At 67.2% G+C, this 11,698-nt stretch carries 12 protein-coding genes; 4 read left to right on the top strand and 8 right to left on the bottom strand.

Annotated features, from left to right (window positions below; all coding sequences use genetic code 11):
• Positions 1–8: 8 nt before the first annotated feature.
• The 4 genes from AC1RPL_RS15970 to nadB form a co-directional block, all read right to left on the bottom strand.
• Positions 9–701 carry a 2OG-Fe(II) oxygenase gene (locus AC1RPL_RS15970; protein WP_493070534.1) on the bottom strand — a complete coding sequence of 231 codons (693 nt, stop codon included), beginning with the start codon at positions 699–701 and terminating at the stop codon, positions 9–11.
• Between the two features lie 55 nt (positions 702–756).
• Complete coding sequence (locus tag AC1RPL_RS15965; protein ID WP_493070532.1) at positions 757–1,938, bottom strand: serine hydrolase; 1,182 nt, start codon at positions 1,936–1,938, stop codon at positions 757–759.
• Between the two features lie 159 nt (positions 1,939–2,097).
• Positions 2,098–3,486: a glycosyltransferase family protein gene (locus tag AC1RPL_RS15960; protein WP_493070531.1), complete on the bottom strand. Its 1,389-nt coding sequence runs from the start codon at positions 3,484–3,486 to the stop codon at positions 2,098–2,100.
• A 53-nt stretch (positions 3,487–3,539) separates the two neighbouring features.
• Positions 3,540–5,144 carry an L-aspartate oxidase gene (gene nadB, locus AC1RPL_RS15955; protein WP_493070529.1) on the bottom strand — a complete coding sequence of 535 codons (1,605 nt, stop codon included), beginning with the start codon at positions 5,142–5,144 and terminating at the stop codon, positions 3,540–3,542.
• Positions 5,145–5,245: 101 nt separating this feature from the next.
• Here nadB and AC1RPL_RS15950 point away from each other — a divergent pair, with 101 nt between their 5' ends.
• Complete coding sequence (locus tag AC1RPL_RS15950) at positions 5,246–6,112, top strand: CE1 family esterase (RefSeq protein WP_493070527.1); 867 nt, start codon at positions 5,246–5,248, stop codon at positions 6,110–6,112.
• Positions 6,113–6,295: 183 nt separating this feature from the next.
• Here AC1RPL_RS15950 and AC1RPL_RS15945 read toward each other — a convergent pair whose 3' ends face one another.
• Together AC1RPL_RS15945 and AC1RPL_RS15940 are read right to left on the bottom strand one after the other, a co-directional pair.
• Positions 6,296–7,219, bottom strand: coding sequence for an ABC transporter ATP-binding protein (locus tag AC1RPL_RS15945; protein ID WP_493070525.1), 924 nt, complete (start codon positions 7,217–7,219; stop codon positions 6,296–6,298).
• A 47-nt stretch (positions 7,220–7,266) separates the two neighbouring features.
• Complete coding sequence (locus AC1RPL_RS15940) at positions 7,267–8,361, bottom strand: sensor histidine kinase (RefSeq protein ID WP_493070523.1); 1,095 nt, start codon at positions 8,359–8,361, stop codon at positions 7,267–7,269.
• A gap of 97 nt (positions 8,362–8,458) precedes the next feature.
• Between AC1RPL_RS15940 and AC1RPL_RS15935 the strand changes: the two genes are divergently transcribed.
• A complete protein-coding gene (locus tag AC1RPL_RS15935) occupies positions 8,459–8,692 on the top strand; it encodes a zinc-finger domain-containing protein (protein WP_493070522.1) in 234 nt (77 codons plus the stop codon).
• 18 nt (positions 8,693–8,710) lie between these two features.
• Positions 8,711–10,138 (top strand): metalloprotease TldD, encoded by a 1,428-nt coding sequence (gene tldD / locus AC1RPL_RS15930; protein WP_493070520.1) that lies wholly within the window; start codon positions 8,711–8,713, stop codon positions 10,136–10,138.
• 47 nt (positions 10,139–10,185) lie between these two features.
• On the opposite strand, the gene AC1RPL_RS15925 is transcribed toward tldD, so the two are convergent.
• Entirely contained in the window at positions 10,186–10,482 is a 297-nt protein-coding gene (locus tag AC1RPL_RS15925; protein WP_493070519.1) for a CcdB family protein, read from the bottom strand.
• Positions 10,482–10,727: a type II toxin-antitoxin system CcdA family antitoxin gene (locus AC1RPL_RS15920; protein WP_493070517.1), complete on the bottom strand. Its 246-nt coding sequence runs from the start codon at positions 10,725–10,727 to the stop codon at positions 10,482–10,484. Before AC1RPL_RS15920 ends, AC1RPL_RS15925 begins: the two co-directional genes overlap by 1 nt.
• Before the next feature lie 44 nt (positions 10,728–10,771).
• On the opposite strand from AC1RPL_RS15920, the gene AC1RPL_RS15915 reads away from it, so the two are divergent.
• The gene (locus tag AC1RPL_RS15915; RefSeq protein ID WP_493070516.1) at positions 10,772–11,698 is read left to right on the top strand and encodes a DUF5996 family protein; all 927 of its coding nucleotides are present in this window, start codon (positions 10,772–10,774) and stop codon (positions 11,696–11,698) included.

Raw genomic sequence — 11,698 nt, 5'->3', positions numbered from 1 at the left:
GCTTTGCCTCAGCTGGCGTCGTGGAAGATGATTCCGAGTGTGTGACGCTGCCCGGAGCGCAGTTCGCTGACGCCATGACGCATGTTCACCCGGTAATCGCCCCGGCTGCCGCGCACCGGCCGCTGGTGCACGGCGAACACCACTGCGTCGCCTTGCCGCAGCGGCACGACCGCGGCGCGCGACTGCATGCGCGGGCGCTGCTCGGTCAGCACGAACTCGCCGCCGGTGAAGTCGCGCCCCGGTTCCGAAAGCAGCACCGCGAGCTGGAGCGGGAAGACATGCGCGCCATACAGATCCTGGTGCAGGCAATTGTAATCGCCCGGACCGTAGCGGAGCAGCAGCGGGGTGGGGTGCGCCTGGCCCGCTTCGTGACAGCGCGCAAGGAAGTCCGCATGGGCGGGCGGGAAGCGGTGCGCGATGCCCATACGGTGGTGCCAGAGATTGGCGAGAGCGGCGAGCGGCGGGTAGAGCCCGCGGCGCAGCTCGGCGACCGGATCGGGCAGCGGATAGGCGAAATAGCGATATTCGCCGCGGCCAAAGCCGTGCCGGGCCATCACCACCCGACTGCGAAATCCGGATTCCGCGTCATATAGCGCGGCGGTCTCGGTACATTGGGCGGGAGAGAGCAGGGCGGGCAACATGGCCCAGCCCCGGGTATCGAGCGATGCGGCGATCGCCGTCCAGTCGTATCGGTCAAGCATGGCGGCGCACTAGCGCGCCGTGCCGCCGCCCGCCTTCCGCCGCTTGCCGCCAAACCTATTTCCCGCTGGTAAAGGCCTTCCACGCCGGATCGACATTGTCCTGCATCCGCGGGCCGGAAACATGGCTGGCGACGATCGCCTGCGCCACCGACTGCATCAGCAGCTGGCGCTCGCGCACCGGGCGACGGGTGTCGCCGATCATTACTGCCAGCGCATAGGATTTGCCGTCCGGTGCCGTCAGGATGCCGACATCGTTGAAACCTGCGGTGCGTGCGCCCAGGTCCTGGCCGGTGCCGGTCTTGTGGCCATAGATCCAGCCCGGCGGCACTGCGCCGTGCACTCGGGCGCGGCCGGTCTTGGCGCCGTCCATGGTACGCAGCAGCCAGTCGGTCGACGTGGGCGAGAGCAGCTCGCCGCGCTTCAGCCGGGCAAGCGCCACCGAGATCGCACCGGCAGCGGCGCCATCGGGCGGGTTCTTCACATAGGCCTCGTATGCCGCGAGGCGGACATCCGGGGAAAGCCGCGAGCGCGCAATCGCGAACGAATTGCCCATCGAATATTCGGGCCGCCAAGCAAGGCCGGCGGTGCCAGCCTGGAGCAGCTTCTCGCCGGGGCCGAAGCGCACGCCGGTGATGCCCTTGCGCGCCAGGAAGGCGCGGATGGCGTCGGGGCCGCCGACCAGCCGGAGCAGCTTGTCGTTGCAGGTATTGTCGCTCATCTGCATCGCGCGGCGCACGATCTCGCCGACGGTGGCGGTATAGCCCTGATCGCCCTTCACCAGCGAGGCGACCGGCTGGTGGAACAGGGTGAAGTCATCCCTGGTGATGGTGATCGGATCGTCGAGCCGGATGCGGCCCTGATCGACCTGGTCGAGCACCGTCATCGTCACCCACAGCTTGGAGACGCTCTGCTGCGGCATCGGCCGCGCGGCATCGTTCGACGTGACGATCCAGCCATCCTGGACGCTGGTCACCGCGACGCCGACCAGCCCATCGAAATTGCGGGTGATGCCGTCGATGGCACCGACCAGCCCTTGCGGCGCGGGCGCCGACGGCTTCCATGCAGGGGTGGCGGCCTTGGCGCCGTCGCCCCAGGGGAGCGCCAGGCTCACGCCGGCGGGCAGATAGGAGGCGAGGGAAGGATCCCCGTGCACGGTGCAGCCGACCAGCAGCGCCGGGCCGAAGCCAGCCACCGTCAGCGCCCGTTGAATTGCCGAGAAGTCCTCGAACTTAAACACTTTTACTCGACCTCTTGCCCGCAGCGACAATGGTGCGGATGCGCGCGCCGGGAAAGTCCGTGCGTGCTGCGTTGCGACGAATGAATGTCTTGTAGCGGTGAAGCGTGAACGACGGGAGAACGAACACCGCTTTTGCGGTGAAACGCAGCGGGGCAGCGATCAGTTTCCGCTCGCTTTCAGCCAGGTCTGGGCCGTCGGCGCCTGGGTGCCACCTGTGCAACTCCCCGCACGGCGGAGCACGCAGCCGGGCGCATCGGTGATGCCCGGCGCGGCGCAGCTCTCCAGCACATAGGCGCCAGGCAGTTCGCCCAGATGAGTTTGGGAGGTGAGCACCACGTCGAACGCACCGAGATGGCGGCGCGCTTCCTCCGGCGTGGTCAGCACGTAGATCGGGGTGGCGCGGCGATAGAGCGCATAGGAGCCCGCGACCGTGTTGCGCGGGCGATAAAGCGCCAGCCCGCAGGTCTTGTCCGGCCGGCCCGCCTTTTCCAGCGCCTCGGCCAGGTCGGCCTCCATCGACCAGTTGGGTGCGAAATGCCCCGCCGCCAGCACCGTGGATGCGCCGCCCCACACGGCCAGCGCTCCGAGGGTCGCCAGCACAAGCCGCTGGCGCGGGACGCGCCGCAACAGGTCTGCGCTGCCGATCGCCGCCAGGATCACCAACAGCGCGGTGCTCGCCAGCACGAAGCGATATTCCTTGTGCGCTACGGCCGAATGGCAGGCGAGATGGACCAGGGCGATCCACAGCAGCACCGGATAGCGCTTGGCTCCGATCCAGGCGAGCAGCAGGATCGGCACCAGGGCGAAGTACCAATACCAGGCAAGGATCGTGAAATAGCCGATGAAGGGCATCGTGCCATACGCCTTGGCGCGCCCTTCCTGGATGTTGATCCGCGCCGCCTCGATCATCCAGCGGAACGGCACCGCGCCCATGGCGAGATTGGCCAGCGCGTCGATCGCCAGCGCGCCGCACCCGCCGGCCAGCAGCGGCAGCCACGCACCACGCCAGTCCTTGCGTGCCGCGAAGATCGCCAGCGTCAGCAGCGCCGGCGCATATTGGATGCGTGCGACGAAGCAGAGCCCCATCAGCAGCCCGGCAAGGGCGAACTTGCGCGGCCCCGGCCTGGCGCGCGCGAGCAGCAGCCAGATCGCGCCCATCAGCAATGCCAGCCCGATCGGCTCGGAGAGCGCGCGCGGCGCGAAATAGACCAGCTCGAACCAGGTCGCCGCGACGAACCCAGCCAGGATGCCGTGCAGCCGCGAGAGCCTGAGCCCCAGCGAAACAGCGCTGCCCACGATCACCAACGACAGCGCCGCCAGCGTCAGCCGCACCAGCAGCAGATGCAGCGTCGTATCGGGCGAAAGCGCATGCCCGATCCCCATCGGCACGCTCAGCAGCTCCGGGATCAGCCAGCTGCGCAGCCCGGCGCGATAATCCCAGGTCTGGACCCAGGGCCCGGCGACGATGTGCCAGGCGGGTTCGAGATATTGCCAGATCTCGTCGAACCAGTTGACCATGAAGGGGAGGGCGGCGAGGGCGCGGAGCACCGCCGCCAGGACAATGGCCCCCCAGAAGATCCGCCGCGAAGTAATCTGGCCGCTCAGGGCACCAGCACCGTGTCGATCGCCTCGGGCAGCATCTCGGGATAGTCGAGATTATAGTGGAGCCCGCGGCTCTCCTTGCGATGGAGCGCCGAGCGGACGATCAGGTCCGCGCTTTCCAGCAGGTTGCGCAGCTCGATCAGGTCGGGCGTCACGCGGAAATGGCCGTAATAGTCCGCCACTTCGTCGCGCAGCATCTTGATCCGGTGTGCCGCGCGCTCGAGCCGCTTGGTGGTACGGACGATGCCGACATAATTCCACATGAAGCGGCGGATCTCGGTCCAGTTCTGCTTGATCACCACTTCCTCGTCGGAATCGGCGACGCGGCTCTCGTCCCAGGCGCGGATCGCCGGCGGCGGGGCAAGTTCGGCCCAATGCGCGGTGATGTGGTTGGCCACCGCCTCGCCGAATACGAAGCATTCCAGCAGCGAGTTGGAGGCAAGGCGATTGGCGCCGTGCAGCCCCGACTGGCTGACTTCGCCCGCCGCATAGAGATTGGGCAGGTCGGTGCGCCCGTCGCGGTCGATCACCACGCCGCCACAGGTATAATGCTGGGCGGGGACGACCGGGATCGGCTCCTTGGTCATGTCGATGTCGAGATCTAGCAGCCGGGCGTGGATCGTCGGGAAGTGATGCTTCACGAACTCGGCGCCCATGTGGCTGATGTCGAGATGGACATAGTCGAGGCCGAGCCGCTTGATCTCATGGTCGATCGCGCGCGCCACGATGTCGCGCGGCGCGAGTTCGGCGCGCGGGTCGAAGTCGGGCATGAAGCGATGGCCCGCCTCGTCGCCGGCATCGGGTGGCAGCAGCAGCCGGCCGCCTTCGCCGCGTACGGCTTCCGTGATCAGGAAATTCTTGACCTCGAGATTGTAGAGGCAGGTCGGGTGGAACTGCATCATCTCCATGTTCGAGATGCGGCAGCCGGCGCGCCAGGCCATCGCGATGCCGTCGCCGGTCGCGCCCCTCGGCGCAGTCGAGAACAGATAGGTCCGCCCCGCGCCGCCGGTCGCCAGCACCGTGGCGCGCGCAGTGAACAGCTCGACTCGGTTGGTCTGGCGGTTGAAGGCATAGACGCCCCAGACATTGCCGGCGCCCGAATAGCGCTCCTCGTGCCGGCTGGTCGCCAGGTCGATCACCACCTGGTCGGGCACCAAAGTGATGTTGGGATTGGCCTGCGCCGCCTTGAGCAAGGCGGTCTGCACCGCCAGCCCGGTCGCGTCGTCTACATGGACGATGCGGCGATGGCTGTGCCCGCCTTCGCGAGTAAGATGCAGTGCATCGCCCTCGGTGTTGAACGGCACGCCGAGCTCGGCCAGCCTGGCGATCGCGCGCGGTGCGTTCTCGACTACCATCTCCACCGTGGCGCGGTCGTTCAGCCCCGCGCCGGCGATCATCGTGTCCTCAATATGACTCTCGAAGGTGTCGCCGGGTTCGAGCACCGCGGCGATCCCGCCCTGCGCCCAGGCGGTCGATCCTTCCGCGAACCCGCCCTTGGCGAGCACGGTGACCTTGAAATGCTGGGCGAGGTTGAGCGCCGCGGTGAGCCCTGCCGCACCCGATCCGATGACAAGGACGTCGCTGCTATGGGGGTCGATGGCCATATCTCTTCCGCTGGTTCATCCCCGGACTAGGCGCTAGGCGGGGGTGCTGGCAACGGGAGAGAGCGATGCGCCGCCAAAGTCTGGGTTTAGTCGCGGCCATGATGGCGGCGCTTTGGACCGTTCCTGCGGCCGCGGCCGGCTGCGGGCTCGGAACACCCGGCGCGACCATCCGCGTGACCGTGGGCGATACAGGGCGCTCGACCATGCTGCATCTGCCCAAGGTCCTTTCGAAGCCCGCGCCGCTGGTCCTGCTGCTCCACGGCAGCGGCGGAACCGGGACGGGGATGCTCGAAGCTTCCAAGCTGGCGCAAGCAGCGGACGCCCATGGCTTCATCGTCGCGGCGCCCGATGCGGGGATACCGGCGGCGAAGGGTTTCGTCTGGAACATCCCCGGCGTGCCCAGCGTGACGGGCAAGGTCCCCGGCCCGGGCGACGCCGACGATGTCGTCTTCCTCAAGACCGTGATCGACTGGCTTGCCGCCAATCGTTGCGTGGATCCTGCGCGAGTCTATGCCACCGGCCTGTCGGGTGGCGGGCGGATGACCAGCTGGCTCGGCTGCGTTGCCGCGGATCGCTTTGCGGCGATCGCGCCGGTGGTGGGCCTGCGCGCCGGCAACCCGCTGGCGCGTAATCCGCGCGTTCCCGATCCTGGCACCTGCACCCCGTCGCGCCCGATGCCGGTGATCGCCTTCGCCGGCGATGCCGACACAACCAACCCGATCCAGGGCGGCGGTGCCGGCTATTGGCAATATACCATGGCGACGGCGCTTACCCGCTGGTCCGATCTCAATAGCTGCCGCGCGGGGCCCTTGCAGCGCGACCTCGGCGCGTCGCTCTACGAAGTGCGCTACACGGATTGCCGCGCCGGGGCCGAGGTGATCGGCCGCATCACCCGCGGCGCCGGCCATGTCTGGGCGGCCGACAATGACGCGATGTGGGCTTTCTTCGCCAGGCACCGGCGGCGCTAGCCCTGGCGATAGGGTGCTTGCAATGTAGGATAGGGTGCTTGCAATGTAGGATTTCGGCTGCTTGGCTGGTCGGGCCGCGTTTCGATGCAGCCGCTCTTTCCAAGGCCGCCCGAGAAGGCGGCAAAGTGAAATGATTTGCCGCGACTCCCTTCACTTTGAGGGGGCTTCACTTTGAGGGGGCGCCTAGGCGTTCGCCGCCCGGGTCAGGTTCAGGAACACGTCCTCCAGGTCCGCCTCGCGCGTCGACACGTCGACGATGCCCAGCCCGGCGCCCTGCACCGCGCCCAGCACTTCGCCGGCATTCGCCTGGTCCTTGCGATAGGTGATGACGAGGGTGCGCTCGCCCTTCATCTCCACCTTCTGGAAGCAATCATTGGCCGGCGGCGTCGCCACGTCGCGATCGACGGTCACTTCGACCACCTTCTCCTGCGCCATGCCGACCAGTTCGCGAGTCGGCTTGTTGGCGATCAGCTTGCCATGGTTGATGATCGCGATCCGGTCGCAGAGCTGTTCGGCCTCTTCGAGATAATGCGTGGTCAGCACCACCGTCACCCCGCGCTGGTTGAGCTCGCGGACATACGCCCAGAGCTGCTGGCGAAGCTCGACGTCCACGCCTGCGGTCGGCTCGTCGAGCACCAGCACCGGCGGCGAATGCACCATCGCCTTGGCGACCATCAGCCGGCGCTTCATGCCCCCCGAAAGCGTGCGCGAATAGGCATCGGCCTTGTCCTCCAGATGCACCGCACGCAGCAGCGCCATCGCGTCGAACCTGTCCTTGGAAACGCCGTAGAGGCCCGCCTGGATCTGCAGCGTCTCCTTCGGCGTGAAGAACGGGTCGAAGATGATCTCCTGGTTGACGATGCCGATGCTGGCCTTCGAGTGGCGCGGGTGCGCGTCGATGTCGAAGCCCCAGATCGACACGCTGCCGCTGGTCTTGTTGACCAGCCCGGCCAGGATGTTGATCAGCGTCGACTTGCCCGCGCCGTTCGGGCCGAGCAGCCCGAAGATCTGCCCGCGCGGCACCTCGAAGCTCACCCCATCCAAGGCGCGCTTGCCGCCCTGATAGGTCTTGCACAGAGTGTCGATCGCAATGGCCGCCTGAGTCATGCGTTCGCGCATATCGCGTTGCGGCGCGCGGGCAAAGGCCAAGCGCGTCAAGCGGCTGCGCGCAGCCCGCCGGCCGGGGCGATCGGCAGCCGGATCGTCGCGCGATAACCCTGCTCGATCGGCTCGCCATGAAGCGAGGCGGCGCAGCCATAGGTCATATCGAGTCGCGCACGGGTGTTGGCCAGGCCGATGCCGTGACTTTCGCGAAGGGGCCGGGGCGCGGTCTCGCCCTCCGAGCGGTTCTCCACCGTCAGCACAAGCGTATCGCCTTCGCGGTGCGCGCGAATCGCGATCTCGCTTTCGCCCGATACCGCCTCGACGCCGTGCTTGATCGCATTCTCGACCAGCGGCTGGAGCAGGAAGCTCGGCACCGGCACCGCATCGAGCCCCGCGGCCATCTCCATCGCGATCTCCAGCCGCTCGCCGAAGCGCGCACCTTCGATCTCCAGGTAGCGCTCGACGGTTTCCAGTTCCTCCGCGAGCGGCAGGCTCTGGGTTCCGATGTCCATCGATGCCTGGAGGAAATTGGCGAGTCCCTCGGTCATCTGGTTCGCCTCGTCGGTGCGCCCGGTCAAGATCAGGCTGGAGACGACATTGAGCGAATTGCACAGGAAATGCGGGTTGAGCTGCAGCCGCAACATGGTGAGTTCGGTCTCGAGCCGCGCCACCCTGGCCTCGGCCAGCTCGCGCTCGCGCAGGCGGATCTTGCGAATCGTGCCGGTGATGACGAACAGCGACAGGTTGCACGCATCGATCAGCAGATAGATCACCGTCACCATCAGGATCGACTGGCCCGAATGGTCGGGGATGCGCGTCGCCAGGAATTCGTGCGTCGCGAACTGCCCGGCATAGTCGGCCGCCGCCTGGAGCAGCGCCGTGGCGGTCAGCGCCGCCAGCCCCGCCGGAACCGCCAGCCGCAGCCGCTTGGCCGCCGCCCAGCGCAGCGTCGCATAGGGCAAGGCGAGCAGCAGCATCGCCGCGGCGGTTCCCCAGAGCAGCGTAACCCACTCACCCAGGCCGACCACCTGCCCCGATACGATCATGCCCGGCACGATCACCGAAAGCACCGCCGCCCATAGCACCATGCTCAGTTGCGCGGCCTGTTTCGGTGTGGGCGGAACGAGATCGAGACGATGTGCCATAGTGTTCTACTATGCCAATACACATATGCCGTGCGCAAGCCCGCGAAACCGCTCACGCGCGTTGCGGGGTGCCGCGGCGCTTGCTATCGGGCGACTCATGACCGCGCCGCTTCCCGAGACCATCCGCACCGCATCCGCCCGAGTCGCCTGTGACGGCACCGGCCCCGGCCTGCCCGCCGCTTTGGGCCATCCGCGCGTGTTCCTGCAGATCGACGAGCATGGCTATGTCGATTGCGGTTATTGCGACCGCCGCTTCATCCTGATCGGCGGCCCGGCCGATGGCGCCGACCAGAGCCAGCTTCCCGATCATCCGGCTGGCGCCAGCATTTAAGCGTCCTATATCGGTGGGATGAGCATCCCGTCCGATCCGCGCAGCTATATCTACCGCGACAGCCTCGATCCCGAGACCGCCGCGAAACTCACCGCCGAAGCGCTGGCCAGCGCCGAGGACGGCGAGCTCTATCTCCAGTACCGCAAGACCGAGGCGTTCGGCTTCGACGATGGCCGGCTGAAGACCGCCTCGTTCGATACGCAATCGGGCTTCGGCCTGCGCGCGGTCTCGGGCGAGACGACTGCATTTGCACACGCTAACGAGATCTCGCCCGCCGCGATTCGCCGTGCCGCGGAGACGATGGCGCTGATCGAGCCGGGCAAGGCCGGCAAGGCGCCGCCGCCCCAGGGCAATAACCGCCATCTCTACACGCACGCCGACCCGCTCGACCTCGTGCCCTTCGCCGACAAGGTGAACCTGTGCCAGTCGATCGATGCAGCCGCCCGCGCCCGCGATCCGCGCGTGGCACAAGTCTCGGTCGGGCTCACCGGCTCGTGGAGCGTGGTCGAGATCGTCCGGCCCGACGGTTTCATCGCCACCGACGTCCGCCCGCTCGTCCGCCTCAACGTCTCGATCGTCGTCGAGCAGAATGGCCGGCGCGAGACCGGCAGCTTCGGGCTTGGCGGCCGTACGCTCTACGACAATCTCTTCCAGCCCGAGACCTGGAACCGCGCGATCGACGAGGCGCTTGCCCAGGCGCTGGTCAATCTCGACGCGGTCGATGCGCCCGCCGGCGACATGACCGTGCTGTGCGGCCCCGGCTGGCCCGGCGTGCTCCTTCACGAAGCGGTCGGCCACGGCCTCGAAGGCGACTTCAACCGCAAGGGCACGTCCGCTTTCTCCGGCCGCATCGGCGAGCGTGTCGCGGCGCCGGGCGTCACCGTGGTCGATGACGGCTCGCTGACGGATCGCCGCGGATCGCTGTCGATCGACGACGAAGGCACGCCGACGCGCGAGACCATCCTGATCGAGGATGGCATCCTCAAGGGCTATATGCAGGACCGGCTGAACGCCCGGCTGATGGGCGTCGATCCCACCGGCAATGGCCGCCGCGAATCCTTCCAGCACGCGCCGATGCCGCGCATGACCAACACCTTCATGAAGGGCGGCAAGGACGATCCCGCCGAGCTGCTGAGCCGCGTCAGGAAGGGCATCTTCGCCAAGTCGTTCGGCGGCGGCCAGGTCGACATCGTCTCGGGCAAGTTCGTCTTCTCCTGCACCGAAGCCTATCTGATCGAGAACGGCAGGATCGGCGCTCCGATCAAGGGCGCGACGCTGATCGGCGACGGGCCGAGTGTGCTGGGCAGGGTCACCGGCATCGGCAACGACTTCGCGCTCGACGAAGGTGTCGGCATGTGCGGCAAGGGCGGGCAAAGCGTGCCGGCCGGGGTCGGCCAGCCGACCTTGCTGGTGGATGGGTTGACGGTGGGCGGTACCGCGGCGTGAGATGGGTCGGGCGTCGCCTCCGCTCGGCCCCCGATCGGAGTTGCTGCTCAGGAGCCTGTAAGCAGCAAATCGGTTGCCCGAACGATTGCGTGGCGGGCATCGGCGAGGGAAGCTACCGGCCGGCCGAGCTCGCTTTTCGGAACCGCCGTTATCAGTTGCGTGGCCAGAATCAGTGCTTCGCCATTCACGTTTAGGATGGGATGCAGGAAATCGGTCGCAGGGGGAGCTTCATCGCGCCGCAGTAGAGGTATTACTACACGGCTTTCGAGGTGGGACAGCGTGTCGGCCTGGCAATCCATGACGAGCGCGTCGCCGCCGATCGGATGGACATCGTACTGCGCCATCAAAACATGCGATATTTGGCGAGCGGCAGCCCGTTCTTCTCGGTCCACTCGTTCCAGGCCTCTATACGCTCGCGATTGTCTTCAGCCCATTGCCGGTCGCGCTCGGCCTTTGCCGCATCGCGCAGCGCCGCCTCGCAAATCTGCGACAGGTTGATCCCAGCTTCGCGCGCCGCGGCGACCACGCCGGTGTCGAGCGAGAGATTGACAGCCTTGCGCTTGCCGGAGGAAAGAGCATCATGCTTCATGCGCAGAAATTATGCGCATGGTTTATGCGCGTCAAGGAGTCGGTATGACACTCCCCGAGCTCGACTGGCCCCGCTGGCGCGAAACCGCGCAGCATCTGCATCTGATCACCCAGATCATCGGCAAGGTCCGCCTCGCCCAGACGCCCTGGCTCAATCATAGCTGGCACGTAGTGCTCTATCCCATGGCCTGGGGCCTCACCACCGGCCCGATCCCGTGCGATGACACGACGCTCCAGCTCGATCTCGATTTGCTTGCCAGCGAGGTGCGCCTCTCTACCGACACTGGCGGCGAGGCAACGCTCCCACTCGCGCGGGGCAGCATCGCCGATTTCCACGCCGCGCTGATCGGGGCGCTTGCCGCGCTCGGCACGCCGGTGGCGATCAACGGCACCCCCAGCGAGCTACCCGACGCGATCCCCTTCGCCGAAGACACCGCCGAGCGTCCCTGGGACGGCGAGGCGGTGCGCGATTTCCACCGCGCCCTGCTGTGGATCGACCGCGTCTTCCAGCAATTCCGCACCGGTTTCCTCGGCAAGGCGAGCCCGGTGCATTTCTTTTGGGGCAGCTTCGATCTCGCGGTCACCCGCTTTTCGGGCCGCACGGCGCCCAAGCATCCCGGCGGCTTCCCGGGCCTGCCCGATGCGGTGACCTGCGAGGCCTATAGCCATGAGGAGGCCAGTGTCGGCTTCTGGCCAGGCAGCGACGCGTTCCCCAAGCCCGCCTTCTACGCCTATGGTTATCCCGCGCCGGCCGGCTATGCCGATGCGGAAGTGCCTGCGCCCGCCTATTTCGACACCGGTCTCGGCGAATGGTTGCTCGACTATGACGCGGTCCGAGTGGCGGACGATCCTCGGGCGATGCTGCTCGGTTTCCTCCACGCTACCTATGACGCCGCCGCAGACCTCGGCCATTGGGACCGCGCCCATCTCGAATGCATGCCGGGCGTGCCGCGCAAGCCCCGGGCGGTCTAG

Source organism: Sphingomonas sp. GW821-FHT12D09 (assembly GCF_058807215.1).
This window is presented reverse-complemented; position numbering and strand designations above follow the sequence as displayed.